This is a genomic window from Microlunatus sp. YIM B11417, assembly GCF_059617205.1.
Genome location: NZ_JCAMPJ010000002.1, coordinates 632,435 through 656,623 on the forward strand (window position 1 = coordinate 632,435; position 24,189 = coordinate 656,623).

General features: G+C 71.7%; 24 protein-coding genes. 13 read left to right on the forward strand and 11 right to left on the reverse strand.

Annotation, left to right across the window (positions count from 1 at the left end):
* Nucleotides 1-45 precede the first annotated feature (45 nt).
* Nucleotides 46-261 (forward strand): hypothetical protein, encoded by a 216-nt coding sequence (locus AC6CCG_RS13340; protein WP_496655028.1) that lies wholly within the window; start codon nt 46-48, stop codon nt 259-261.
* Complete coding sequence (locus AC6CCG_RS13345) at nt 248-706, forward strand: RlpA-like double-psi beta-barrel domain-containing protein (protein ID WP_496655029.1); 459 nt, start codon at nt 248-250, stop codon at nt 704-706. Before AC6CCG_RS13340 ends, AC6CCG_RS13345 begins: the two co-directional genes overlap by 14 nt.
* Before the next feature lie 226 nt (nt 707-932).
* Here AC6CCG_RS13345 and AC6CCG_RS13350 read toward each other — a convergent pair whose 3' ends face one another.
* The 4 genes from AC6CCG_RS13350 to AC6CCG_RS13365 form a co-directional block, all read right to left on the reverse strand.
* Nucleotides 933-3,992: a CDP-glycerol glycerophosphotransferase family protein gene (locus AC6CCG_RS13350; protein ID WP_496655030.1), complete on the reverse strand. Its 3,060-nt coding sequence runs from the start codon at nt 3,990-3,992 to the stop codon at nt 933-935.
* An 88-nt stretch (nt 3,993-4,080) separates the two neighbouring features.
* Nucleotides 4,081-4,983 (reverse strand): 1,4-dihydroxy-2-naphthoate polyprenyltransferase, encoded by a 903-nt coding sequence (locus tag AC6CCG_RS13355; protein ID WP_496655031.1) that lies wholly within the window; start codon nt 4,981-4,983, stop codon nt 4,081-4,083.
* 10 nt (nt 4,984-4,993) lie between these two features.
* Nucleotides 4,994-6,109, reverse strand: coding sequence for an AMP-binding protein (locus AC6CCG_RS13360; protein ID WP_496655032.1), 1,116 nt, complete (start codon nt 6,107-6,109; stop codon nt 4,994-4,996).
* Between the two features lie 161 nt (nt 6,110-6,270).
* Nucleotides 6,271-7,668 carry an alkaline phosphatase PhoX gene (locus AC6CCG_RS13365; protein WP_496655033.1) on the reverse strand — a complete coding sequence of 466 codons (1,398 nt, stop codon included), beginning with the start codon at nt 7,666-7,668 and terminating at the stop codon, nt 6,271-6,273.
* 147 nt (nt 7,669-7,815) lie between these two features.
* Between AC6CCG_RS13365 and AC6CCG_RS13370 the strand changes: the two genes are divergently transcribed.
* Nucleotides 7,816-8,775, forward strand: coding sequence for an o-succinylbenzoate synthase (locus AC6CCG_RS13370; RefSeq protein ID WP_496655034.1), 960 nt, complete (start codon nt 7,816-7,818; stop codon nt 8,773-8,775).
* The gene (gene menD / locus AC6CCG_RS13375) at nt 8,772-10,400 is read left to right on the forward strand and encodes a 2-succinyl-5-enolpyruvyl-6-hydroxy-3-cyclohexene-1-carboxylic-acid synthase (protein WP_496655035.1); all 1,629 of its coding nucleotides are present in this window, start codon (nt 8,772-8,774) and stop codon (nt 10,398-10,400) included. The genes AC6CCG_RS13370 and menD overlap by 4 nt, the downstream gene beginning before the upstream one ends.
* A 208-nt stretch (nt 10,401-10,608) precedes the next feature.
* On the opposite strand, the gene AC6CCG_RS13380 is transcribed toward menD, so the two are convergent.
* The gene (locus AC6CCG_RS13380; RefSeq protein WP_496655036.1) at nt 10,609-12,366 is read right to left on the reverse strand and encodes a TM0106 family RecB-like putative nuclease; all 1,758 of its coding nucleotides are present in this window, start codon (nt 12,364-12,366) and stop codon (nt 10,609-10,611) included.
* Between the two features lie 8 nt (nt 12,367-12,374).
* Nucleotides 12,375-13,076, reverse strand: a complete 702-nt coding sequence (locus AC6CCG_RS13385; RefSeq protein WP_496655037.1) for a demethylmenaquinone methyltransferase — start codon at nt 13,074-13,076, stop codon at nt 12,375-12,377.
* Nucleotides 13,077-13,185: 109 nt separating this feature from the next.
* Between AC6CCG_RS13385 and AC6CCG_RS13390 the strand changes: the two genes are divergently transcribed.
* From AC6CCG_RS13390 to AC6CCG_RS13415, 6 genes are all read left to right on the forward strand, one after another.
* Nucleotides 13,186-13,830, forward strand: coding sequence for an ABC transporter ATP-binding protein (locus AC6CCG_RS13390; RefSeq protein WP_496655038.1), 645 nt, complete (start codon nt 13,186-13,188; stop codon nt 13,828-13,830).
* Nucleotides 13,827-15,470 carry a DUF6297 family protein gene (locus AC6CCG_RS13395; RefSeq protein WP_496655039.1) on the forward strand — a complete coding sequence of 548 codons (1,644 nt, stop codon included), beginning with the start codon at nt 13,827-13,829 and terminating at the stop codon, nt 15,468-15,470. The genes AC6CCG_RS13390 and AC6CCG_RS13395 overlap by 4 nt, the downstream gene beginning before the upstream one ends.
* Before the next feature lie 2 nt (nt 15,471-15,472).
* Complete coding sequence (locus AC6CCG_RS13400) at nt 15,473-16,006, forward strand: DUF6886 family protein (protein ID WP_496655040.1); 534 nt, start codon at nt 15,473-15,475, stop codon at nt 16,004-16,006.
* A gap of 193 nt (nt 16,007-16,199) precedes the next feature.
* Nucleotides 16,200-16,421, forward strand: coding sequence for a hypothetical protein (locus AC6CCG_RS13405; RefSeq protein WP_496655041.1), 222 nt, complete (start codon nt 16,200-16,202; stop codon nt 16,419-16,421).
* A gap of 31 nt (nt 16,422-16,452) precedes the next feature.
* The gene (locus AC6CCG_RS13410) at nt 16,453-17,025 is read left to right on the forward strand and encodes a hypothetical protein (RefSeq protein ID WP_496655042.1); all 573 of its coding nucleotides are present in this window, start codon (nt 16,453-16,455) and stop codon (nt 17,023-17,025) included.
* A 58-nt stretch (nt 17,026-17,083) separates the two neighbouring features.
* Nucleotides 17,084-17,509: a helix-turn-helix domain-containing protein gene (locus tag AC6CCG_RS13415; protein WP_496655043.1), complete on the forward strand. Its 426-nt coding sequence runs from the start codon at nt 17,084-17,086 to the stop codon at nt 17,507-17,509.
* Between the two features lie 8 nt (nt 17,510-17,517).
* On the opposite strand, the gene AC6CCG_RS13420 is transcribed toward AC6CCG_RS13415, so the two are convergent.
* The 3 genes from AC6CCG_RS13420 to AC6CCG_RS13430 all read right to left on the reverse strand — a co-directional run bounded on the left by AC6CCG_RS13420 (nt 17,518) and on the right by AC6CCG_RS13430 (nt 19,758).
* Nucleotides 17,518-18,129, reverse strand: coding sequence for an ATP-dependent Clp protease proteolytic subunit (locus AC6CCG_RS13420; protein WP_496655404.1), 612 nt, complete (start codon nt 18,127-18,129; stop codon nt 17,518-17,520).
* Nucleotides 18,130-18,131: 2 nt separating this feature from the next.
* Complete coding sequence (locus AC6CCG_RS13425) at nt 18,132-18,740, reverse strand: ClpP family protease (protein WP_496655044.1); 609 nt, start codon at nt 18,738-18,740, stop codon at nt 18,132-18,134.
* A 64-nt stretch (nt 18,741-18,804) separates the two neighbouring features.
* Nucleotides 18,805-19,758, reverse strand: coding sequence for an aminoglycoside phosphotransferase family protein (locus AC6CCG_RS13430; protein WP_496655045.1), 954 nt, complete (start codon nt 19,756-19,758; stop codon nt 18,805-18,807).
* Nucleotides 19,759-19,959: 201 nt separating this feature from the next.
* Here AC6CCG_RS13430 and AC6CCG_RS13435 point away from each other — a divergent pair, with 201 nt between their 5' ends.
* Nucleotides 19,960-20,733 (forward strand): DUF4097 family beta strand repeat-containing protein, encoded by a 774-nt coding sequence (locus AC6CCG_RS13435; RefSeq protein WP_496655047.1) that lies wholly within the window; start codon nt 19,960-19,962, stop codon nt 20,731-20,733.
* Nucleotides 20,734-20,791: 58 nt separating this feature from the next.
* Nucleotides 20,792-21,634, forward strand: coding sequence for a DNA polymerase beta superfamily protein (locus tag AC6CCG_RS13440; protein WP_496655048.1), 843 nt, complete (start codon nt 20,792-20,794; stop codon nt 21,632-21,634).
* A 6-nt stretch (nt 21,635-21,640) separates the two neighbouring features.
* Here AC6CCG_RS13440 and AC6CCG_RS13445 read toward each other — a convergent pair whose 3' ends face one another.
* Together AC6CCG_RS13445 and AC6CCG_RS13450 are read right to left on the reverse strand one after the other, a co-directional pair.
* Nucleotides 21,641-21,838: a hypothetical protein gene (locus AC6CCG_RS13445; RefSeq protein WP_496655049.1), complete on the reverse strand. Its 198-nt coding sequence runs from the start codon at nt 21,836-21,838 to the stop codon at nt 21,641-21,643.
* 50 nt (nt 21,839-21,888) lie between these two features.
* Complete coding sequence (locus AC6CCG_RS13450; protein WP_496655051.1) at nt 21,889-22,683, reverse strand: hypothetical protein; 795 nt, start codon at nt 22,681-22,683, stop codon at nt 21,889-21,891.
* Between the two features lie 195 nt (nt 22,684-22,878).
* On the opposite strand from AC6CCG_RS13450, the gene AC6CCG_RS13455 reads away from it, so the two are divergent.
* Complete coding sequence (locus AC6CCG_RS13455) at nt 22,879-24,159, forward strand: isochorismate synthase (protein WP_496655052.1); 1,281 nt, start codon at nt 22,879-22,881, stop codon at nt 24,157-24,159.
* Nucleotides 24,160-24,189 lie beyond the last annotated feature (30 nt).

The following is a 24,189-nucleotide window of genomic DNA, read 5'->3' on the forward strand; positions in this document are numbered from 1 at the left end:
CGGCAGGATGGTGCCTTCCCTCCCGTACCTGAGCGAAGGAGCCCGATGCCGTCCCGCGCTTCCGTCCGTCTCGTCGGCATGATCGCCGCCGCGCTGCTCTTGATCGGCTGCACCTCCGGGCCGGCCGCGGTGACCCCGAGCGCCGTCGCGTCGGGCGTGGTCCAGTCGGGCTGGGAGGTCACGGTCTACTACACGGCGGTCGAGTCGTTCCACGACGACGAGCGGGGTCGCGGTCACCGGCTGCCCGGTGCTGGACTGTGAGCACGGCGACGACCCGCTCGGCCGCTACCCGCGCGGCTTCGTCACCGCCGTCAAGGACGAGGGCACCGGCCGGATCACCACCGGCGCATACGCGGGCCGCTACCTGAACTGGTCGCACGGTGTCGGCTACTGGCTCGACGCCGAGGCGCGCAATTCCTACGGCGAGGCCCTGCGTCCGTACGTCTCCGCGGCGACCGACGCCGACGTGCTGCCCCGCGGGAGCCGGGTCGAGATCGTCGGGTGCGGCGACGCCGAGGTCGCCGACGAGGTCTGTACGAAGCTGCGGCAGCCGACCTGGATCATCGAGGACGAGTTCACGCCCGGACTCGGCGGTGCCAAGCACCTGGACGTCTATCTGGGCGAGGAGGACCGGCCCGACTTCACCGAGAGCCCGCTCTACACGACCCTGGAGAACGCCACCCTGCGCCTGCACCGCACGGGCTGACCGCCCCGATCGGGAGGGGAGGCCGGGCCGGAGAGGGTGGGCGCCGGGCCGGGCGAGAGGGCGTGGGCTGGGCCGGTCGTGGACAGCGCGATCGGTTGCGGATGGTTACGTCGCGGACGCGCCCCGGGCTCGGCTGGGGGATCGAGGGTCCGGACCGCCCGCTCCCACGCACCGACAGGTCACCATCGCAGCGACACGCCGGCAGAAACGCTGCTTTGGTGACCGGTCAGCGGAGGTTGAGGTTGAGGTGGGGGGCCAGGGGGTGCAGGTCGTCCAGGAGGGCGTCGGTACGGGAGCCGAGGGGGACCGTGATCATGGCCAGCCGGCGGCGGAGCCGGAGCTGGCCGTCCTCGGCGAAGCACTTGCCGTCGGCGACCGCGGAGAAGAACTCGGCGGCGGTCTCCTCGGTGATGATCAACTCGCCGGCGACGTCGCCGAGGGCCGGCAGGTTCAGGCCGCGGCCGGCGGTGTAGCTGTCCAGGTCGGGGACGTACAGGCCGATCGAGCGGCCGGTGTCCAGGTAGTCGACCCAGACGCTGGAGTAGTCGGACAGCAGTCCGTCGGCCAGCCCGATCAGCTGATAGAGGGTCACGCCGGCGGCGCTCAGGTCCGCGTCGGTGATCACGGTCAGCCCGAGCTCGCCGAGCCGGTCGGCGTCCAGCCGGTGCGGCTTGATGATCAACTGCACGCCGGCCCGGTCGGCCGCCGCCAGGAACGCCGCGGCCGCCGCCGGCGACAGGGACTCGCCCTCGGCCAGCCCGACCAGCCCGGCCGCGGTGGAGCGGCGGAAGGTCGGCAGCCAGAGCACGTACGGCCGCTCGGGATCGACACCCAGCCCGGCGACGGCGGCCCGGTCGGTCGCGGCGGCGATCACGTCCTGCCGCGGATTCCCTGCCACCACAACGGTTTCCGGCCGCATCGACAGCGCCCGGATCGCCTCCAGTCCCCACAACGGGCTGGACGCCGAGTGGGCCTGCGCGCCGATCCGCTGGGCGAAGTTGGCGTTGGCGTTCCACTTCGGCCCGGTGCCGTGCCAGAGGTTGACGTGCAGGCGGCGCCGGAGCGGCCGCGGCGAGTCGTACAGCCCGTGCGTGTACAGGACGAGTTCGCTGTCGACGAAGATCAGGTACGTGCGGAGGCCGGCCTTGGTGATCACGGAGACGCGGTCCGCCGCCTCCGGGGTTCCGAGCAGCGCCGCGACCCGGCGCAGCTGGGTGCGGACGACCTCGACGTCGTTGGCGACCAGGAACACCTTGCCGCCGTAGCGCCGGGTCAGCCCGATCGCCGTCACCAGCGAGTTCTCCTCGGTGTCCGGCAGCCCGCCGACCAGGGCCTGCCGGCGCGGCGCGCGGAGCAGCATCAGCAGTCGGCTCACCGGCACCGAGACCGCCCGCCGGAGCACGGACTTGGCCAGCCGGAGCCGGGCCGGACCGGACAGCGGCGGCTGTTCGCCGTAGTCGCGGCCGGCCGGCCGGAGCGAGGCCAGCGCCGAGCCGAGGCTCTCCGGCACCACGACTAGGGCCAGCCAGATGCTGCCGACGCCGAGCAGCCAGCTGTGCCCGGTCGGCCCGCTCAACGCGCCGATGATCAGGGCCGGGATCCGGACCGGCCAACCGCCGCCCAGCACCGACAGCAGGTACGGCAGCGGCCGGCGCCCGGTGCGGTGCCGGTAGAACAGGTCGTACCGCCGGGCGGCGACGACGGCCAGCCAGGCGAAACCGAGCCACAACGCCGACGGCGCGACCAGGGCCGTCGTGATCAGGACGGTCAGCCCCTCCAGCCCGGTCAGGAACGGGGGCAGCAGCCAGGCCAGCGGACGCCGGGGTCGACCGCCCAGGACCTTGACGAGTACGCCGTCGTCGCGCAGCCGGGCCAGCAGCACCGCGGCCGCCTCGGGCAGCGCGGAACGGTCCCGTCGGGTGACGGTCCGCAGCACCCACCCGGTCAGCGTCCACAGCTCGGCGATCCCGACCAGCACCAGGTACGCGATCAGGGCGGCGACCGGTCCGCCGACGATCAGCCCGACCGTGAGCACGAGCCAGCGTTCCCCGATCTGGGCGTGCAGGGCTTGTTTGATCCAGTGCGCCGGGCCGGTCGGGGTGCCGATGATCCGGGCCACGGCGTCGCTCGGCCCGGACTTACGGCTGACCGGGCCGGTCTCGCCGAGTGGCCGCAGGTCCGGCCGCGGCCGGCGCCACCAGATCAGCACCGTGTCGGCGAAGGAGTAGTCCTGCAGGTGCCGTACGGTCTGCAGGCCGAGTGCGGCCACCGCGAGCAGCCAGGCGTCGCCGTCGCCGCGTACCGCACAGACGGCGAGGGCGGCCAGCGCCAGGTATTCCTTGACCCGGTCCGAGGTCAGGTCGGCCCAGGCGCCGAACGGGGTGTAGGACCGGGTGGACCGGGCCACCTCGCCGTCCGAACAGTCGATGATCAAGGAGAACTGAAGCAGAAGAGCGGCGATGATCACCGCCGGCAGCGGGCCGAACGCGATCATGGCGCAGGCCCCGAACGCGATCACCAGGCTGATCAAGGTCAGGGCGTTGGGGGTCAGTCCCACGCCGACCGCCCACCGGCTCAACCGCCGGGAGATCGGTCGCAGGACGAACGTCGACCAGACGCCGTCACCCGGCCGGGAGGCCCGCCGCCAGGCGATGTCGGCCTCGTTGAGTTCCTCGACCCGGCCGAGCAGTTCGGGTGTCACGGCCGCCCCGCGGGCGCCGAGGTAACCGTCCACCGGCACCGCCGTCAGCGCGACGCCGGACCGGACCAGGGCGAGCAGGGCGGTCTGCACCGGGTCGAGGTCGGTCCAGCCGCGCTGGACGAGCAGGGCCACGGCGTCCCGCCACGCCGCGGCCGCGGTCGGCAGGTCGGCCGGCCGCAGCACGAGCAGTCCGAGGAACGTACCGGTGGCCTCGTTCAGTTGATGCCGGGAAGTGGCGACGCCGGCCAGTTGGCCGCGGACCACCCGGACCGCGGTCGTCGGGGCGTCCTGGCCGACCGCCAGCGTCTCGATCAGCGCGCGCGAGCCGTCCCGGGGATCGTCCAGGACCTGCAACAGTGGCGTGTCCGAGACCAGCAGGTCGGCGGCGCAGACCGCGAGCGGTTCGCCGTTGGCCGCGGCTTCGTCGGCGAGATCGGCGAGGCCGGTCAGGACGCCGGCCGGGTCCGACTCGGGCAGATCCGCGATGCGGGCCCGAGCCCGTACCGGAAGGGCGGCACACTGGCCCCGCAGCCGGTCCGAGACTCCGGGCGCGGAAGCGGGCGCGCCCGCGACCGCAATCAGCACTCCTTGCCCTCCCAAAGTGCGCCGGACGAATGCTGGGAGCCTAGCCGATTCGGCCCGCCCAGAGCGTGCAAGGCCAGGGGGCCTCCCGCTACGTGAGCCCGGCGACGATCAGGCCGACGGCCAGGCCCAGCGCGGCGAGGACCTCGGTCCGGCCGGTGGTCTTCAGGACCCCGATCAGGTCCCGGCCGGTGGCGCCGCGGAGCACCGCGAGCACCGACGGGACCAGGAGCGCGACCCCGATCATGGCCAGCAGACCCCACCAGCTGGTCAGGGCGGCGACGACGATCAGACCGAGCGCGGCGGCGGCGATCAGGCCCGCGTAGAGGAACCGGGTGCCCCGGTCGCCGATCCGGACCGCGAGGGTGAGCTTGCCGGACGCCTGGTCGCCGGTCAGGTCGCGCAGGTTGTTGGCGACCAGGATCGCGGTGGTCCAGCAGCCGACCGCCGCCGCGCCGACCAGGGCCGCCGGGCTGATCGCGCCGAGCTGGACCAGCGTGGTGCCGCAGGTGGCGACCAGTCCGAAGAAGACGAAGACGAAGAGCTCGCCGAGGCCCAGATAGCCGTACGGGCGCCGGCCGCCCGTGTAGTACCACGCGGCGAGGATGGACGCCGCGCCGACGGCGATCAGCCACCACTGCGCCGACAGCACGACGAGCACCAGTCCGGCGACGGCCGCGACGCCGAAGCTGATGAACGCGGCGGTCCGGACCGCCTTCGGCCGGGCCAGGCCGGAGCCGACCAGCCGCAGCGGGCCGACCCGATCCTTGTCGGTGCCGCGGATGCCGTCGGAGTAGTCATTCGCGTAGTTGACGCCGATCTGCAGCGCCAGCGCGACGAGCAGCGCCAGCAGGGCCTGCAGCAGGGCGAAGCCGCCGGCGGCGTGGGCCAGCGCGGAGCCGACGATCACCGGGCTCAGCGCGGCGGGCAGGGTCTGCGGTCGCGCCCCGGCCAGCCACTGCCGTGGGGTCGCGGTCGTCACGTCCTCGGTCACCGGCCTCACGCTACCCAGTCACCAGCTGGATCAGCCGCTGCCGGTCGATCTTGCCGCTGCTGGTTCGCGGCAGCGCGGGCAGTTGGACCACCCGGCGGGGCAGGCCGCGTTCCGGCAGCCGGGTGGCCAGGTCGGCCCGCAACGCGTCCAGACCGACCGGCGCGTCGACAACGGCGATGATCATGGTTCCCCAGGTCGGATCGGGTACGCCGACGATCGCCAGTTCTGCCGTCCCGGCCGCCGGGGACTCGGCCGCCAGGGCCTCGAGCTGGGCCAGGTCGACGTTGATTCCGCCGGTGATCACGACATCGTCCAGCCGGCCCAGCACGGTCAGCCGCTCTCCGTCCCACCGGCCGCGGTCGTTCGTGATCAAGGTCCGGCCGGTGGGGTCCTGGCGCAGCGCGATCCGGGTCAGGTCGGGCCGCAGCCGGTAGCCGGAGAACACCATCGGCGCGGTGATCATGACCCGGTCCAGGTCCGGCTCCAACGTGATCTTCACGCCGGGCAGCGGGATTCCGTCGTAGACGCAGCCGCCACAGGTCTCGCTGGTGCCGTACGTGGTGATCACGTTCAGCCCGGCCCCTGCTGCTTCGTCCAGGAGGCTCGGACCGACCGGCGCACCGCCGAGCAGGATCGTGTCGAACCCGGCCAGCGTCGAGGCGAGCTGTGGTGTCCTCAGGGAGCGGGCGAGCTGGGTCGGCACCAGCGACAGGTAGTGCGGCCCCGGCCCGGCCGGCGCGGTGAGATCGGCAAGATCACCGCGGACCGTGATCACCGGCCGGCCGGCGACCAGCCCACGGACGATCACCATCAACCCGGCCACGTAGTGCGCCGGCAGCGCCAGCGTCCACGACCCCGGCCCGCCAAGTCGATCATGGGTCGCCTCGGCGCCGGCGATCATGGCGGCCGCCGAGAGCAGGACGCCCTTGGGTTGACCGGTCGACCCGGAGGTGGCGAGCAGTGCGGCGATGTCGCCCGACTCGAGCGGCTGGTCCGGCCGGAGCATCTCCAACGCCGTCCGTCGCTCCGCCGGGTCGAGGGGCAGCGGCGCGACCGGCTCCCCGCCGGCCAGCGCCGCCGCCAGCGCCGGAGTCAACGCCTCCGGCGTGGGTTCGACAATCAGCACCCCGCCAGTCTCTCAGCCGGCCCGCGGCCACCTCTTCGGGTGAGCCTGTGGGCCTGCCGACGGTCGCGGCAGTTTTTCACGGAACGTGAAAAACTGGCGCTTTACCAGAGAAGTTTCCTGGGTAAAGCGACAGGAAACTTGGTGAGGTGGGGCGGACGGGGCTAGAGGGACCCGTTCTGCCAGGGGCCGGTGATCGCGAACGTGATCCCGGGGGACTGGACGTTGGCGAACAGCCACTTACCCTCCTTCGGCTCGAACGTCGAGCCGCACCACTCCGAGCCGCCGTAGTCGCCCGGCGCCACCTTCTTGCCCGGTACGCCACCCTCGGGGATCACCACCTGGTTCAGCGCGAACGGGAAGATCTCGCCGTCGGTGGTCAGGCCGTGCAGGTACTCGCCGGAGTCGCCGTCCTCGCAGAGTACGATGCCGCCGCGCGGGCTGACGCAGATGTTGTCGGGGTTGTTCAGGACCGAGGCGTCCGGCGACGCGAACAGGACGCGCAGCCGCTCCTCGGCCGGGTCGTACTCGAAGACCTGGCCCTGCCCCTTCGGCCCGCCGCTGGTCGACACGAGGTAGACCCGGTCGTTGCCCCACCAGGCGCCCTCGAGCCGGCGGAACACGGCGGCGCCTTTGGCCTGGCCTTGCAGGGCGGGCCGTACCTCGCCGGGCGCGTAGTCCGGGTTGTCGATGGTCACCCAGGAGGTCTCGTACTCGGTGCCGGTCGGATCGGCGTACGTGCTGTACGAGGAGCCGTCGTCGGTCTTGATCACGAGCATCTGCAGCTTGCCGCCCGCGGACAGGGTGTGCCGGCGGTTCGGGATGAAGCGGTAGAAGCCGGCCGGGGTGTCGTCCTCGGTCAGGTAGACCACGCCGGTCCGCGGATGCACCGCAACGGCCTCGTGGCTGTAGCGGCCCATCTCCTTGATCGGCCGGGGATCACCGGCCTTGTGGTGCGGCACCTCGAAGACGTACCCGTGCCGGGTGCCGTCGGCGCCGACCACCGTGGTCTCCTCACAGGTCAGCCAACTGCCACCCGGGGTCGGGCCGCCGGCGCAGTTGCGGATCGTGCCGGACAGGCTGGCCCTGGCCTCGGTGAACTCACCGGCCCCCGGGTCGAAGATCAACGTCGTGGTGCCGCCGCCCGCGTTCGGGTTGTACGCCGGCTCGGCGAACGCGCCGCTGAAACTGCCGACCTCGTGGTTGCGGACGATCGCGATCTTGTCGTCGCGGCGGTGGAAGGCGGCCATCCCGTCGTGCGCGCCCGGCGTCGGGCTGCCGTCGGACAGTTCGTCACCCGTCCAGCCGAACGACAGGTACTCGAATCCCTTCGGCAGCCGAAGCAGCTCCAGTCCGGTCGTGTGGTCCTTGACCGGGCTCAGCGGCCCGTAGTCCGGGCCGATCGCGTGCTTGGTCAGCGGGGCGGTCCGGGCGCCGAGGGCCTCGAGCGGGCCCAGCGTCGCCAGTGAGGCCGCGGCCGCGAGTCCGCCGCGGAGGAACTGGCGCCGGCCGGTGCCGTCGGTGGTGGCACCGGGCCGGGAGTGGGATTGGGGGTCGGGCATCGTGCGTCTCCTCGAAGTTCTCGTCCCTGGACTCACGACGCTAGGCAGCGACCGGCGACGCGCGCGAGACGCTCCGGCGAAAGCCTGGCCGAACAGTTGCGAACGGGTTGGCGCAGTCGGCCGACCGGCACAGGCGAGACTGGTCCGGTGCAGCCGATCACGTACCGCCTTCCGATGAGGGTCCGCTTCCGCGGCATCGACACCCGGTACGGGATGGTCTGGCGGGGCCCGGCCGGGTGGGCCGAGTGGAGCCCGTTCCTCGATTACGGCGGCGCCGAGCTGGTGCCCTGGCTGCGGGCCGCGGACGAGGCGGCCAACGTCGGCTGGCCGGCCCAGGTCCGGGACCGGGTCGAGGTCAACGCGACCGTGCCGGCGGTCGGGCCCGACCGGGCCCGCGAGCTCGCGGCCGGGTCGGGTTGCCGTACCGCGAAGGTGAAGGTGGCCGAGGCCGGCCAGACCCTGGCCGACGACCTGGCCCGGGTCGAGGCGGTCCGGGACGCGCTCGGGCCGGACGGCCGGATCCGGGTCGACGCCAACGGCGGCTGGTCGGTCTCGGCGGCGGCGCGGGCGCTGAAGGAGTTGGATCGGTTCGGGCTGGAGTATGCGGAGCAGCCGTGCCGGACCGTCGAGGAGCTGGCCGAGCTGCGCCGGGACTTGCGGGGGACCGGGATCCTGATCGCGGCCGACGAGTCGATCCGGCGGGCCGAGGATCCGTACCGGGTGGCCGAGCTCGGCGCGGCGGACATCGCGGTGCTCAAGGTGCAGCCGCTCGGCGGGGTCCGGGCGGCGCTCGAGATCGCGGAACGGATCGGGTTGCCGGTCGTGGTGTCGAGCGCGCTGGAGACTTCGATCGGGATCCGGGCCGGGGTGGCCCTGGCGGCGGCGTTGCCCGAGTTGCCGTACGCGTGCGGGCTGAACACCGTGCCGCTGCTCGGCGATGATCTTGTGGCCGGGTCTTTGGTGGCGGAGCGGGGCTGGTTGCCGGTGGCCGAGGTGAATCCCGATCTTGATCGACTGAATCGGCTGGCCGCCGCGCCGGAGGAGCACACGTTCTGGCAGGCTCGGCTCATGCAGACGCGGCTGCTGGACCGGGAGGGCTCGCGATGACCGACGCCACCCAGTGCGCCCGTACGGTGATCGAGGAGTTGATCTCGCGCGGCGTCCGGGAGATGGTCGTCGCGCCCGGATCCCGGAGCGCTCCGCTGGCGTACGAGATCTTCGAGGCGGACCGGATCGACCTGCTCCGGCTGCACATCCGGACCGACGAGCGCAGCGCCGGCTTCACCGCGCTCGGGCTGGCCAAGGCGAGCGGCGAGCCGGTCGCGGTGATCACCACGTCCGGCACGGCGGTGGCCAATCTGCATCCGGCGGTGCTGGAGGCTGCGCACAGCCGGATCCCGTTGATCATGATCACGGCGGACCGGCCGGCGTATCTGATCGGCACCGGAGCGAACCAGACCACCGATCAGCGCAGCGTGTTCGCCGATCACGTGGTGGCGTCGGCGCAGTTCGATGATCATCGCGGCGACGTACGGCACTGGCAGTTCCACACCGCCCGGCTGGTGGTGGCGGCGACGGGGGAACGGTCGGCCGATCCCGGTCCGGTGCACCTCAACATCGCGTTCAGCGACCCGTTGACCCCGACGCCGGTGGCGATCAACACCCGGCCGCCGGTGATCATCGCATCACCGTCCCGGGTCGCCGAGCCGGTGCCGCTGCCGGCCGGTCCGCAGACCGTGATCATCGCCGGCGACGCCGATCCGGAGACCGGTGCCGCTGCGGCGGACCTGGCCGAGCGGTCCCGGCTGCCGTTGCTCGCCGAGCCGTCCAGCAACGCCCGCCGCGGCGGCGCGGCGATCGCGCTCTACCGGCTGCTGCTGACCACCGAACTGGCCGACGAGATCGAACGCGTGATCGTGATCGGCCACCCGACCCTGTCCCGTCCGGTGAGCCGGCTGCTGGCCCGGGACGACGTGGAGATCATCGGCGTGACGCCGTATGCCCGGTGGGACGACGCCGGCGTCGGCGTGGCCCGGGTGGTCCCGGCGATCGCACCGGAGCCCGGCGATCCGGCCTGGCTGGAGCGCTGGCGCGATCATGATCAACGGCTGGGCGCTCTGGTCGACCGCCGGCTCGCCGACGACCCCGACTTCACCGGACCGGGACTGGCCCGGACGGTCTGGGCCGCGCTCGGCGGTCAGGACACCCTGTTCACCGGTTCGTCCAACCCGGTCCGCGATCTTGATCTTGCTCCGATCTCGGCCGCGCCGCCCGTCACGTACGCGAATCGTGGGCTGGCCGGCATCGACGGCTCAGCCTCGACCGCCGCCGGGATCGCGCTGGCCACCGGCCGCCCCACCCACGCACTGCTCGGCGACCTGACCTTCCTGCACGACCTCGGCGGCCTGATCATCGGTCCCGACGAGCCCCGCCCCGACCTCCGGGTGATCGTCGCGAACGACAACGGCGGCAGCATCTTCGCCACCCTCGAGTACGGCGCCCCTTCCCACCTGCGGGCCTTCGAGCGCATCTTCGGCACCTCGCACGCCGTCGACCTGGAACGCCTCGCCGGCGGCCTCGGCGCCCACTTCCACCGGGTCGCCCGGGACGAGGAGCTGGCCGAGGTCCTCGCCGAGCCTCCGCTCGGCATCGAGATCGTCGAGGCCACCATCGATCGCCAGCACCGCCGCACCCTGAACACCGAACTCCAACGGCTCACCGCCGACCTCTGAAATTTCGCCGACCGGTCACAAAAGCAGGCGTTCTGGCGGCGTGTCGCTGCGGAAGTGACCGGTCGGTGAAGGGCGTGGAGAGGCGGAGAGGTGCGGGCTCGGGTGATTGAAGTGCGGGCGGGCCCGGCCGCACGATCCGAGGCCCCGCCCGGCAGCCGCGCGACCTCCGCGACTTCGGCCGCCACGCCACCAGCCGGGCCGGTCGGGATCAGGGTTGCGCGCGGAGCCAGGAGCGGACGGCGGCGGTGGCGCGGACGTCGTCCTCGTTGTAGTCGAGCACCCGCTGCCGGGCCGACGCTCGCTGCTCGGCGGTCTCGCCGGAGACGGCTTCGGCGAACCAGAGTTGGGAGTTCAGGCCGCCTGGGTCCTCGTCTCGCCAGGCGAAGCCGGCGCTGGCTCGGGCGACCACCTTCAGGCCCAGGCCGTCGGCGCCGAAGTAGTGCTCTTTCACCACGTCGAGCAGGTCGACGAAACCGGTCAGTTCCTCGCGGACCCGCTCCGGCTTGGTCCGGGCCAGGCCGCGGGCCCAGAGCAGGGTGGGATCGTCGGTGCCCTTGGCCAGCCGCTCGATCGCGGCGAGTTCGAAGCTGCTGTAGTGATAGATCAGCGTGGACTCGGCCGCTGCTACTTGATCATGGAGCCAGCCGAGCGCCTGCACGGCCAGCGCCTGCTCGGCGTCGTGGTCGAGATCGGTGAAGGTGGAGAAGGCCTGGTAGCGCGGCCGCCCGCCGTCGTTGATCAGGAACCCCCACAGGTAGACCAGGCCGCCGGCGGTGGTCTCGATGTCGAAGTCGATCTCCAGCGCGGCCGGCGGCAGGTCGATCGGGCCGGCGGTGACGCGTTCCAGCGGGATGCCGCTGACGATCATCCAGGCCCTCCGAGTCGCCGTCCGGAGCCGGGACTCGGCGCCGGTCCGGTGCTGCACCTCGGGCAGGTACCGCTCCAGGAGCGCCTCCAGATCCGCGTCGACCAGGTCGGTGATCGTGAAGATCCCGTTCCGCCGCAGGGTGGCGATCTCGCGGACGTCGAGCCGGCCCTTGTCCACCCGCAGGCTGACGTCGTCCTCGTGCAGTTGCGGGCGGCAGTGGTCCCACCACTGGCAGCGGGCGCACTCGTCGACCACGATCGGCACCACCAGCGGCGCCGGGTCGTCGGCCCCGCCGCGGCGCCGGTCGGCGGTGTCGGCGACGGCGAGCCGGAACTCGAACTCGTGGTCGTACCGTTCCAGCAGGGTGCGCAGCCGCCAGCCCTCGGGCTGGCTGCGGGAGAAGGTACGGACGGTCGGCTGGTCGAGCCGGAGCCACGTCAGCACCGGCCCTTCGCCGGCCCGTTCCGGATGATCATCGGTGCCGATCACCGCCACGCTCGGCTCGTCGGCCGCCCAGCCGAGCTGCTCCAGCATCCGCCAGTAGTGCGCCAGTTGCAGGAAGTCAGCCTCCCGGCTGGCGACCCGCGCCCCGTACCCGCTGATCATGGTCCGGTGCTGCGGGCCGGGCTTGATCAACTCCGTGTACGGCAGCTCCGCGACCGGCTCCTCCCGCTGCCGCAGCCGCTCGATGATCTTGTGCCACTTCACCTCGACCGGGTGATAGCCGGGCCTCCCGTCGGCCCGGTCGGCGCCGCGGACCAGCAGGTCCGGATTGCCCAGCCGGCGACCGACGGTGTCCGGCGGCAGGGTCGGGCCCATGATCACCGGCAGGCCGGCCGCGACCGCCTCGGCGCAGGCGCCGGTACGGATCTCGCCGGGGTGATCGGCCAGCTCGCGCAGGTCCAGCACCGGCTCGGCGCAGGCGTGCAGCAGCCGGTTCAGCACCTCGCTCTGGTACGTCAGCCCACCGTCGAACAGCTCGGCCAGCGAATCGTCGGGCTCCGTCCCCGGGTGCTCGATCGTGCGGTCGAACGCGTTGTGGGTCTTCACCGCGCAGCTGCGTGCCGCGTACGACCCGAGCATGACCTCGCCAGCCATCGTGCCGCCTAAGCCGTCGCCCGGTGCAGCGCGACGATCCCGCTGCTGAGGTTGCGCCACTCGACCTGCGACCAGCCGGCGGCGCCGATCAGCTCGGCCAGCCGCTGCTGGTCCGGCCAGTCCAGGATCGACTCGGCCAGATAGCGGTAGGCCGCCGGGTTGCTCGACACCAGGTCGGCCATCCGCGGCAGCGCGGCCAGCAGATAGTTGCGGTACACCAGCCGGAACGGCTTCCAGGTCGGGGTGGAGAACTCGCAGATGACCAGCCGCCCGCCCGGCCGGGTGACCCGGCGCAGCTCGACCAGCGCGGCCTCGGTGTGCTCGACGTTGCGCAGGCCGAACGAGATCGTGACGGCGTCGAAGGCGTCGTCCACGTACGGAAGCTGGAGAGCATCGCCGGCGACGAAGCCGAGGCCGGGCAGCCGCCGCTTGCCGACGGCGAGCATGCCGAGCGAGAGGTCGGTCGGGAACACCGTCGCGCCCTCGTCGGCGAAGGTCTGGCTGGAGGTGCCGGTGCCGGCCGCCAGATCGAGGATCTTCATCCCGGGCCGGGGCCGGACCGCCTCGACGACGGCCTTGCGCCAGGCCCGGTCCTGTCCGAGCGAGATGACGTCGTTGGCCAGGTCGTACCGTTCCGCGACCCGGTCGAACATGGCGGAGACGTCGGCGCGGCGCTTGGCAAGGGTCGCGCGGGCTGGGTGCTCGGACATGACCCCAGCCTGCCATCCCGGTCCGACAATCGGCGCCGACCCTGATCCCGGCCCGCGTGCCGAGGGGGTCGGGCGGCCGACCCGCCGTGAGTGCGCCAGAATCGACGCCATGGCGAAGCGACCCACCGTGCTCAAGGTCTCCGGGCTGAAACGTGCCTACGGCCCGAACACGATCTTGGACAAGTTCAGCATCGAGGTGCACGGGGGCGAGGCGGTCGCCCTGACCGGGCGGAACGGCTCCGGCAAGTCGACGCTGCTGCGCTGCCTGGTCGGCGCCGACAAGCCGGACGAGGGCACCATCGAGGTGGACGGTACGCCGATGTCGGAGACCTCCCCGCAGATCCGTCGCGACGTCGCGACCGTGATCGACGACCTCGACTTCTTCCCGGACCTGAGCGTGGTCGAGCACCTCGACCTGCTGGCCCGGGCGCACGGCATCGAGGACACCGAGTCGGTCGTGGACGAGGTGCTCGAGGAGGTGCAACTGGTGCCGCAGTCGGGCCAGCTGCCCGGCACCCTGTCGTCCGGCCAGCGGCGGCGGCTGGCCCTGGCCACCGCTTTCGTACGGCCGCGCAAGCTGTTGATCATGGACGAGCCGGAGCAGCGGCTGGACACCGAGGGCGTGACGTGGCTGGCCGAGCGGCTCAAGAACGAACGCAAGAAGGGGCTGGCGATCGTGTTCGCCAGCCACGAGCCGTCGCTGGTGGAGACCGTGGCGACCCGGGTGGTCGAGCTGGGGATCAACCGCCGATGAGTTCCGCGGAAGGCGCCGAGGACTTCACCCCGTACCAGATGCCCGATCTTCAGCCCGCGTCCGCGCGCGAGCTGAAGTTGATGATCAAGGACTGGCGGACCGGCCGGGCCACCAAGAAGCTGGGCGAGGCGTTGCACGACGCCTACATCGCGATCCTCGGCCTGGCCATGGTCGGCGCCATGATCGTCAACGTGATCATCAGCGCACAGCAGGTGGTCGCGCAGTGCGCCAGCGACTCCTGCCTGTCCGCGCGGGCCGTGCTGCCCTGGGGCTCACTGGCGCTGTCGGTCGCCGTGGCGCTGACCGCGAGCCGGCTGTTCGGCCCGGTGCTCGCGTCGGCCGCCGAGGGCTTCTGGCTGCTCGACGCGCCGGTGGACCGACGGAAGCTGTTGACCTCGCGGCTGGTCTCGGCCCTGGTGATCGCCTTCGTCGGCGGCCTCGCGATCGGCGCCCTGGTCGCCGCGCTGACCGGGTCCGGGCTTCCCGCGGTGCTCGCCTGGGCCGCGGCGACCGCGATGTCGGCGATGGCGGCGGTGACGTTCGCGGCGGCCGAGCAGGGCGCCGAGCGGCGGCTGCCGGTGCGGCTGCTGTCCTATCTGTTCGCCTGGATCGGCGTCGCGGCGCTCGGCGGCGTGATCGCCGTCGCCGCGAACTGGTTGTCGATCGACCTCGGCCCGGACCGGTCGGTGGAGATCGCGCTCGCCGTCCTGGCGGCCGGGCTGGTGATCTTCGTGATCGGGATCGGCTTCGCGGCCGGCCGGCTGCGCCGGATCCGGCGGTCCCGGCTGGTCAGCGGCGGTGCCCTGGCCGGAGGCATCTCGGGCGCCTTCTTCGCCCTCGACGTCGGCCTGGTCCGCGACATCGTGGTGGAGCAGCGCGCGGTCGAGATCGGCCACGTGAAGCCCAAGCGGGGCAAGGGGATCGGCCTCCAGGCGTTGACCTGGCGGGAGTGGCAGCGGCTCTGGCGGTTCCCGCAGCCGCTGCTGGTGGTGCTGGCCACCGTCGCGATCCCGTACGCGGCCGACGCGCTGGGGTTGAGCCGGATCGCGCCGGTGATCGGCGGCATCGCCCTGTTCGCGGCGCTGATCCCGCTGCTCGGCGGCCTGCGGGTGCTGACCCGGACCGGTGGCCTGGCCCGCTGCCTGCCGTACCCGACGAGCAAGATCAAACTCGCCACGATCGCGATCCCGGCCGGCGTCGCGCTGGTCTGGGCGCTGGCGATCACCGCCTCGTTCGTCGGCTTCGGTGAGGGGGCCGAGCAGCGGTCGATCTTCGACGCGTTCCTGATGGCACTGGCAACCGGCGCGGCCGGCCTGCTCGGCGCGGTGCGCTGGACCCAGTCCAAGCCGGTCAACTTCGCCGCCCCGATGGTGGCCACCCAGGCCGGTGCGTTCCCGCCCGGGCTGACCACCAAGATCATCGCCGGCTTCGACATCTGTGTCCTGGTGACGTTCCCGATGCTGCTCGGCGGGTCGCCGTTCTGGTCGATCGCGATCGCCGGCATCGTCGCCCTGTTCCTGTTGATCTCGGTGGATGCCGACCAGTTGCGCCAGCAACAGCAGGAGCAGCAGCGGATGCTGGACGAGCAGAAGCGCAAGCGGGAGGCGGCGTTGTCGCAGCAGAAGCAGCGCAAGCGCTGATCATGGAGTTCACCGAGGACGCCGTCTACCACTTCTCCGAGGACCCGACGATCACCCGGTTCGCGCCGCACGTCGCCAAGACCGCCCAGGTCTCCGAGGCGTACGTGTGGGCGGTGCCCGCGCACCGGGCGCACAACTACTGGTTCCCGCGGCAGTGCCCGCGGGCGATGGCCTGGGCCCGGCCGGACAGCCATTCCGACGACGTGGCCAGGATCATCGGGCCGGGTGGTGGCAACCGGGTGCACGCGATCGAGTTCGGCTGGCTGGAGGCGATCCGGACCGTCCAGCTGTACGTCTACCGGTTCGACCCGGCCGGCTTCCGCCCGGTGGACGACACCGACGAGCCGCCGGCGGTGGTGACCGAGTCCGAGGTCGTACCGCTCGGTCCGGCGGAGCCCGTCGGCGACCTGTTCGCCCTGCACGAGCGGGCCGGGATCCAGCTCCGGGTGCTGCCACGGCTGCACGACTTCTGGTCCGCGGTGATCACCAGCACGCTCGGGTTCAGCGGGATCCGGCTGCGCAACGCCAGGTCTTGAGGCAACACTGCGCTGATCTTGGTCCCGTTCGGTACCAATCCTGGTGATGGACTGAAGCCGCCGCTGCACATAATCAACGCGGATGAGTAGTTGGTTGGACGGTTTTGTTCACGCCTGGTAGCTGGAAACCGGACTTCTGGGAGGGTCCAGTGATCATCGCTGCTTTCTCGTTCTTCTCCGCTCGGAGCCGGTCATGAGCGTCACTCCGGACGCCACCGACACGGCAGAGCACCGGGTCCGATTGTGGTTCGGCCCCCACATCCTTCGGACCTATCGAGCCGCTCCATCGGCCGCGGAGCAGTACGCCCAAGCCATCGGCAGCCGCTTCCCGGGACTCCGGGTGACGGTCGACGATCAAGCCGGCCAGGGGCTCGCTCCGTTGCCGTGCGAGCAACTCTGGATCCTGACGCCCTGATCTCCGGCGGCCGGCGTCGTAGAGTCTGGCCGTGACCGAGGACGCCGAACAGGATCCGGCCGACTGGCTGCGCCGCCAGCCGGGGCAGGAACGCGAGTGGATCCGCCAGAACAACGTGATCTACGGCGGCATGATCGCCGTCGCACTGGTGCTCGTGCAGCCGTTCCTGACCGAAGGACCGCTGGCCGGCCTGCCGCTGGTCTGCGTGACCGCCTTCGCCGTCGCGATCCCCTTGCTGGCGGCGCTGGTCATGATCAACCAGCAGGAGACGTTCCGGGGCCGGCTGACCGGTTCCAAGACGGTCAACGTGGCGCGGGCACTGGCCATGCTCGCTTCCGGTACGGGCATCGTCACGGCGTTCTGGCACATGTCCTCGACCGCCGGCATCGTCGTGCTGTGCAGCATGGTGCTCGCCGTCGCCGTGCACTCCTCGGGCTACACCCGGCTGGAGTGGCCGGTGCTGCGCCGGCTCACCGGGCGCTCGGCGCGGCAGGCGGAGGTGGCCGCCGCGAAGGCCGAGGCGGCAGCGGCGGAGGCCGCGAAGCAGGCCGCAGCGGCCGAGGCGGAGGCGGCCGAGAAGCCGGACCGACCGCCGGCCGGCTGAGTTCAGCCGGCAGCGAACCGCGGCGACGGGGTTTCGCGCGCCGGGTTAGTTTGGGCGCATGCGCGCCGAGGAGATCGATCAGCCGAAGGCCAAGGACCCGCTGTTGCGGTCGTTGATCGGCGCCGCGCTGCGCCGGACCCGGCAGCGTCAGGGCCGCACCCTGGCCGACGTGGCCGAGGCGGCAGGCGTCTCGGTGCCGTACCTCTCCGAGATCGAGCGCGGCCGCAAGGAGCCCTCGTCGGAGGTGCTCGGCGCGGTCTGCGACGCGCTCCGGATCGAACTGGTCGACCTGGTCGCGATGGTCGGCCGGGAGCTGGTCGAGCTGCGGACCTCCCGGGTGGTCGTCCCGATCGGCAACCGGAAGCGGCGAGCCCGGCGCCGGCTGCGCGAACTGCCGGCGACGGACGAGCGGCCGATGGAGATCGCCCGACCGCTCGCCCCGCGCCAGTCCGGCCGCGGCGACATCACCTGCCTCGCGGCTTAGGCGCACTCCTAGGCGTAGGCCGGATCGAGAACCTTCCGGGTGGTCACCACCTGATCGGCGAGGCCGTACGCGACGGCCTCCTCGGCGCCGAACACGCGGTCCCGGTCGCTGTCCATCCTGATCTTGCTCGCCGGATGCCCGGTGTGCTGCGCCATCACCTCCTCGATCTCCTCGCGCAGCTTGGCCATCTCCTTGGCCTGGACGGCGAGGTCGGGCAGGGTGCCGCGGGCGCCGCCGGACGGCTGTTGCAGCAGCACCTTGCTGTGCCGCAGCACGGCCCGCTTGCCGTGCGTCCCGGCCGCCAGCAGGACCGCGGCGGCCGCGCCGGCCTGCCCCATGCAGAAGGTGGCCACGTCGGATCGGACGAACTGCATCGTGTCGTAGATCGCCATCACCGCGCTGTACGAGCCGCCCGGCGAATTGATGTGCAGGTTGATGTCGAGGCCGGCACTCTCCGAGTCCAGGTGCAGCAACTGCGCGATGATCACGTTGGCCACCCCGTCGTCGATCTCCGTGCCGAGGAAGATGATCCGCTCGTTGAGCAGCCGGGAGTAGATGTCGAAGGCGCGCTCGCCGGTGGGCGTGCGCTCGACCACCGTGGGAATGGTGTACTGGCCCATGATCACAAACCGACCTTTCCGGCCGCCGCGGGCCGTACGTCCTCGACGCGGTGGATGATCTTGTCGACCATGCCGTACGCCAGCGCCTCCTCGGCGCTGAACCAGCGGTCCCGCTGGCTGTCCTCGATGATCTTGCTCACCGGCTGACCGGTGTGCTCGGAGATCAGCTGGTTGACCACCTGCGAGGTCCGGTCCAGCTGCCGGGCGTAGATCTCGATGTCCGCGGCCGTGCCACCGAACCCGGCCGATCCCTGGTGCATCAGGATCTGCGCGTGCGGGAGCGCGTACCGCTTCCCCTTGGTGCCGGTGCAGAGCAGGATCTGCGCCATGCTGCCGGCCAGGCCCATCGCCAGCGTGCTGACGTCGTTCGGGATCATCTGGATCGTGTCGTACATGGCCAGCCCGGCGCTGACCGAACCGCCCGGTGAATTGATGTAGATGGTGATGTCGCGCCGCGGGTCCTGCGCCGACAGGAGCAGCAGCTGGGCACAGATCTGGTTCGCGATCGCGTCGTCGACCTCGACGCCGAGCACGATGATCCGCTGCTCCAACAGCCGTGCGTTGAGATGGTCACCGAACGGTTGCGGCCGCTCGGTCTGCGTTGCGGTCATGATCACTCCTGCCTCTTGTGGTGTGATCAACCCTGGCCGACCGCGGCCCGCTACCCAAGATCGTTTAGCTGACAGCAGAGGTACGCCGGAGCAGCCAGTCCCCGGTGGCGTCGGCGTACCAGCGCTGGTGGGTTCTCAGGTACGGCGAGTTGTCCACTTCGGGCCGTCGGCCGGCGATGGTGAAGTAGCCGAGCAGCACGGCGAGGAAGCCGTCGACCAGGGCCGGATCGTCGACGACTCCGGTCGCGGCGAGCAGCCGGTCGGCGTCCAGGCCGTCGCCGTGCATGGAGATGGCCAGGGTGACGGCGTCGGTCCAGACCGGGCCGAGGACCGGGAAGTTCCAGTCGCAGACGTGGACCTGGCCGTCGGCACCGATGATCACGTTGTCGTCGCGCAGGTCGCAGTGGACCAGGGTGGTCCTCGGCATCCTGGTCAGGAAGTCCCGGGCCAGGTCGGCACCGATCCCGGCGACCTCGGCCGGCAGCAGGCCCTGCTCGATGATCGTCGCCCAGTCCTCGGTGCTCCGCTCGAATTCGGCCTCCAGGCCGATCCAGTCGGCTCCGGCGGGCGGCGGTGTCAGGACCCGGCCGAGGTCGGCGGCACAGCGCAGCACGGCGGTGGCCTCGTCCTCCCGCCAGGGCCGGAGCGGCGGCCGGCCGTCGACGTCGGCGAAGCCGGAGATCAGCCAGTCCTCGCCGTCGACCACGATTCGGCGGTCGAAGATCACCGGCGGCGCCGGGACCGCGGCGGGCAGCAGCCGCAGCTTGTCCACCTCGGCCTGGTAGGCCTCGATCATCCACGGGTACGCGGAGCTGGCGGCCTTGACGAACAGCCGGCGGCCGTCGGCCAGCACCAGCCGGGACGCGAAGCCCGGGGTGAAACCGCTGCCCTGGGATCGCGCCTCGACCACCGGCTGGCCGGCCATCAGCTCGATCTCGAGCCTGACCCGCTCGGGCAGGTCGGTCCAGACCGGGCGCAGGGCGGTGGCACCGACGGGGATCGGGGTTGGCGGAACCATGCGGGTCAGTGTGCCCGGGCTTCGGCGGCGGGGCGACCGAGTTTCGTGGAAACTCGAGGGCACCGGACGCGGCGGAAGTCTCCACGTTGTCCGAGGGCAGTCGTAGTCCGGTCGGACGACAGGGGTACGGGGGCGGTGGGGGCGGTTGCCAGGGGGTTTCCGCATGTGCGGCCGGTGTTGATCTTCATAGCCTCCGATGTCATGACTTCCTTCACCCCAGCCCGGGCCGGCGCCCTGCTCGCCGTGATCATGGTCGCCCTGGCCGGCGCCTCCTGTGCCGTCACCAAGGTCGGCAACGGCACGCCGGAGGTCGCGACGTACGAGCTGACCGGCGACCGGATCGTGATCGACTCCGACCTCGGCGAGCTCGAGGTCGTCCCGGTGGCGCCAGCCGAAGGCCCGAACCGCAAGGTCACCGTGACCCGCTGGTTCGAGGCGGAGAAGACCGCCGGTACGGCGCGCGCCGACTGGTCCAAGGTCGGCGACGACACGATCAAGCTCGGCGGCGTCTGCTCCGGCGTGGTGATCGACTGCCGGCTCCGGCATCGGGTCGAGGTGCCGTCGAACGTACCGGTCAAGATCATCGCCGACACCGGCAGCGTCGTCGCGAACGGGTTCACCGCACCGCTCGAGATCAAGGTGACCGACGGCAACCTCAACCTCGACCAGGTCTCCGGGCCGGTCGTGCTGGCCACCCGGGACGGCAGCCTGCGCGCCGAACGGCTCACCTCGGACCAGGTCACCGCCAAGTCCGACAACGGGTACGTGATCCTGGAGTTCGACGAGCCGCCGGCCACGGTCGAGACCCGCTCCGCCGACGGGAACACGACCATCCGGGTGCCGGACGCTGGTTACAAGATCAAGACCGACCTCCGGGACGCCAAGTCCACGATCAAGGTTGCCAAGCAGCGTGACGCAGACCGCAGGATCACCGCGGCCGTGTCCAACGGCCGGCTCCGGATCGAAGGCCGGTAATCCACTGGCCCACGGCGCGCCGGCTGGTCACAATCGAAGCCCGTCGAGAGGAGTGATCATGCACGAGCTGCCGTCGGCCTACCCGGCACACACCCATGCCTCCGCGGCGGCCCGGGAGATCGCCCAGCGGGGGTTGAAGCTGCTGGTCCAGGTCGGCTCCGGCGTGCACGGAACGTCGATCAGCGGCCAGGACGACCGGGACGAGATGGGCTTCTGCATCGAGCCCGAGGCGTACGTGATCGGCCTGGCCCGGATCACCACGCCCGGCGGCCGCACGATTCCGTTCGACCAGTTCGAGCGGCACACCGCGTGGGACCGGCCGGGCGGGCTCCGGAACCGATCCGGTGCCGGCGATCTCGACGTGCTCGTCTACTCGCTGCGCAAGTGGGCCCGGCTGGCTGCCGACGGCAACCCGACCGTCCTGCTGCCGCTCTTCGTACCGGAGGACGAGATCGTCGTCGGCTCGCCGGTGGCCGACGAGGTCCGCGCCAACGCGCACCGGTTCGCCAGCAAGCGGTCGATCCGGCGGTTCCTCGGCTACCTGGAGAGCCAGCTGGGCGCGCTGAACGGCACCCGGTCCCGGCACACCAACCGGCCCGAGTTGGTCGCCGTGCACGGCTACGACACGAAGTTCGCCATGCATGCGGCCCGGCTCGGCGTCCAGGGGCTCGAGTTCGCCCGGACCGGCCGGATCACGCTGCCGATCCCGGAGCCGCACCGGACTCTGCTCCGGTCGATCCGCTCCGGCGAGGTGCCGCTGGCCGAGACGCTCCGGGTGATCAACGAGCTGCGCGACGCGTTGATCGCGGAGCTCGACCAAGATCGACTTCCGGACGAGCCGGACCGCGGCTGGATCGACGCCTGGTTGATCGCCGCCTACCAGCAGGAATGGCGGGCCTGAGCGGCCTCACCGCCGGCCGCGCCGGCGCAGCTCGGCGCGGCTCAGGGCCTCGTAGATCGCGTCGTAGACGGCGATGCCGATCCCGAGCAGTCCGAGGATCCCGATGATCACGGTCGCCGGGATCTGGTCCAGCAGCCGGCAGACCACGGCCGCGGCGAGGAGCGCCAACCCGATGCCGAGGCTCCATCGGCCGAAGTCGCTCATCGGTCCCAGCTCATGGGTTCGGCCCTTCCGCCAGCGCGGGTACGGTCGCGTCAGCCTACTCGGCCGAGCAGGGAGATGATCACCGCTCCGGCCAGCAGCACGACATAGCCGACGACCGCGTACCGGATGATCTTGAGCCGACGCGTCTGATCCCAGCCGGTGCGGCCGAGCAGCCAGGCGATCCCGGGCAGCACCAGGATGGCGTGCATCGCGACGGCATGCAGCGGCTTGAGGAACCCCGCCGTCGCGTACGCCGTCGCCGGGTCGCCCGACCGGACCAGGGTCACCCCGGTGGCGATCATGACCGCACCGGTGCCGAACGCGACCAGCAGCGTGACGAAGCCGAACCGCAGCGCGAGCCGCAGCTCCGGCGCCAGTTCGGCGGTCTGCCGCAGCGCGGCCCCGGCCAGGACCAGTCCGACGACGATGATCACCAGCCCGCCCCCGGCCAGGGTCATCGACACCGCAGTGTCGAACGGGGTCTCGAAGTTGAAGTGCGACGGCACGCCGCGCTGCGCCTGCAGCGTGATCAACGTGGTCTCGATCACGCAGACCACCGCGAACGCGGACAGCACCACCGCCCGCACGGTGCCGGCCATCCGGATGAAGGAGCTCGCCCAGACCACCGAGGCCAGGGTGAGACCGAAGGACAGCCCGAACGTCGCGGCCTTCCGCAGCGAGGTCGGACCGTCCCAGGACGCGCCGGTGAGCAGCAGTTCGCCGACGTGGAACAGTCCGCTCGTGAACAGCACGGCGGCGATCGCGTACCAGGCTCGCTCCAGCGGGCGCGCGGTGATCCAGATCCGTGGCACGGCGGCGAGCGTGGTGTTGACGAGCGTGTTCATGATGTCCTCCTCCGACACCCGCATCGTCACTCCGCGACCCGGCCCGGCGCGTCCGCCGTGGTGCGGCTCCGGGGTACGCAATCCTGCGTAGCCGGCCTCAACTCCGTCATCTTGGTCACACCCGGACGGTCAGCCGGACCGGCCGCCGGTCCGGGCGTAGGGAGGTTCGGCGGGACTCGGCATACCCTGATCGGTGTGGATGCTGTGCAGCGGCCGGCGCTCCGGGTCCGGACCCGGGAGGCCGCCGACCTCGGGGATCTTGCGGTACGGCTACCGCGGCGCGAGGGCGTCGCGTGGGTCAGGGACGGGTCCGGACTGATCGGCTGCGGCGAGGTGGCTCGCTACAAGGCGAGCTCGTTCGCCGACGCCGAGCGCTGGTGGGCCGACCTGGTCGACGCCGCCGAGATCGAGTCCGACCTGGACGATCCGCCGTCCGGCTCCGGGCTGGTGGCGTTCGGCAGCTTCGTCTTCGACCCCGACAACACCGACTCGCAGTCGGTCCTGATCGTCCCCGAGGTCATCTACGGGCGCCGCGGCGGCCGCAGCTGGATCACCGAGATCTCCGACCCCACGCGACCGACCCTGACGCCACCACTGGCCGGGTCCGCGGCGCCGCCGGAAGCCGCACCGGACGGGGCGCCCGAGTCGCCGCGCACGGTCAGCTACGCCGACGGCGCGCTGAGCGGGCCGCAGTGGGAGGGCGCGGTCGCCGAGGCGGTCCGCCGGATCAACGCCAACGGGCTGGACAAGGTGGTGCTGGCCCGCAACCTGCTCGCCGTGGCCGACCGCGACCTCGATCCGCGCTGGCTGGTCCGTCAGCTGTCCGGGACCTACCGCCGCTGCTGGACCTACCTGGTGGACGGGCTGGTCGGCGCGACGCCGGAGATGCTGGTCCGCTCCGAGGCCGGCCTGGTCACCTCGCGGGTGCTGGCCGGGACCATCCGCCGGACCGGCCGCGACGATCATGATCTCGCCCTGGCCGCCGCGCTGTCCGGGTCCAGCAAGGACCTGGAGGAGCACGAGTACGCGGTCCGGTCGGTGGCCGCGGCGCTGGCGCCGTACTGCTCCGGGATGAACGTGCCGGACGCCCCGTACGTGCTGGAACTGCCCAACGTGCTGCACCTGGCCACCGACGTCACGGCCGCCCTCGACCCGGGCACCACGGCGCTCGGGCTGGCCGCCGCCCTGCACCCCAGCGCGGCCGTCTGCGGCACCCCGACCGACCTGGCCCGGACCACGATCGCCGAGCTGGAGAAGATGGACCGCGGTCGCTACGCCGGCCCGGTGGGCTGGATCGACGCGCGCGGCGACGGCGAGTGGGGGATCGCGCTGCGCTGCGGCCAGATCGACGACACCGACCCGCGGCAGATCCGGCTCTACGCCGGCTGCGGCATCGTCGCCGGCTCCGATCCCGAGGCGGAACTGGCCGAGTCCAACGCCAAGCTGGTGCCGATGCGGGACGCGCTCGCCGGTTGAGCCTTTCCTGGGCCGCAGTTTTTCACGTTA

What these genes read in the sequence shown, in the direction of transcription:
- AC6CCG_RS13340 (WP_496655028.1), top strand. Translation starts at nt 46, where the DNA reads ATGCCGTCCCGCGCTTCCGTCCGTCTCGTCGGCATGATCGCCGCCGCG.
- AC6CCG_RS13365 (WP_496655033.1), bottom strand. Translation starts at nt 7,668, where the DNA reads ATGCCCGACCCCCAATCCCACTCCCGGCCCGGTGCCACCACCGACGGC.
- menD (WP_496655035.1), top strand. Translation starts at nt 8,772, where the DNA reads ATGACCGACGCCACCCAGTGCGCCCGTACGGTGATCGAGGAGTTGATC.
- AC6CCG_RS13380 (WP_496655036.1), bottom strand. Translation starts at nt 12,366, where the DNA reads ATGGCTGGCGAGGTCATGCTCGGGTCGTACGCGGCACGCAGCTGCGCG.
- AC6CCG_RS13385 (WP_496655037.1), bottom strand. Translation starts at nt 13,076, where the DNA reads ATGTCCGAGCACCCAGCCCGCGCGACCCTTGCCAAGCGCCGCGCCGAC.
- AC6CCG_RS13390 (WP_496655038.1), top strand. Translation starts at nt 13,186, where the DNA reads ATGGCGAAGCGACCCACCGTGCTCAAGGTCTCCGGGCTGAAACGTGCC.
- AC6CCG_RS13395 (WP_496655039.1), top strand. Translation starts at nt 13,827, where the DNA reads ATGAGTTCCGCGGAAGGCGCCGAGGACTTCACCCCGTACCAGATGCCC.
- AC6CCG_RS13400 (WP_496655040.1), top strand. Translation starts at nt 15,473, where the DNA reads ATGGAGTTCACCGAGGACGCCGTCTACCACTTCTCCGAGGACCCGACG.
- AC6CCG_RS13405 (WP_496655041.1), top strand. Translation starts at nt 16,200, where the DNA reads ATGAGCGTCACTCCGGACGCCACCGACACGGCAGAGCACCGGGTCCGA.
- AC6CCG_RS13415 (WP_496655043.1), top strand. Translation starts at nt 17,084, where the DNA reads ATGCGCGCCGAGGAGATCGATCAGCCGAAGGCCAAGGACCCGCTGTTG.
- AC6CCG_RS13420 (WP_496655404.1), bottom strand. Translation starts at nt 18,129, where the DNA reads ATGGGCCAGTACACCATTCCCACGGTGGTCGAGCGCACGCCCACCGGC.
- AC6CCG_RS13425 (WP_496655044.1), bottom strand. Translation starts at nt 18,740, where the DNA reads ATGACCGCAACGCAGACCGAGCGGCCGCAACCGTTCGGTGACCATCTC.
- AC6CCG_RS13430 (WP_496655045.1), bottom strand. Translation starts at nt 19,758, where the DNA reads ATGGTTCCGCCAACCCCGATCCCCGTCGGTGCCACCGCCCTGCGCCCG.
- AC6CCG_RS13435 (WP_496655047.1), top strand. Translation starts at nt 19,960, where the DNA reads ATGACTTCCTTCACCCCAGCCCGGGCCGGCGCCCTGCTCGCCGTGATC.
- AC6CCG_RS13440 (WP_496655048.1), top strand. Translation starts at nt 20,792, where the DNA reads ATGCACGAGCTGCCGTCGGCCTACCCGGCACACACCCATGCCTCCGCG.
- AC6CCG_RS13445 (WP_496655049.1), bottom strand. Translation starts at nt 21,838, where the DNA reads ATGAGCGACTTCGGCCGATGGAGCCTCGGCATCGGGTTGGCGCTCCTC.
- AC6CCG_RS13450 (WP_496655051.1), bottom strand. Translation starts at nt 22,683, where the DNA reads ATGAACACGCTCGTCAACACCACGCTCGCCGCCGTGCCACGGATCTGG.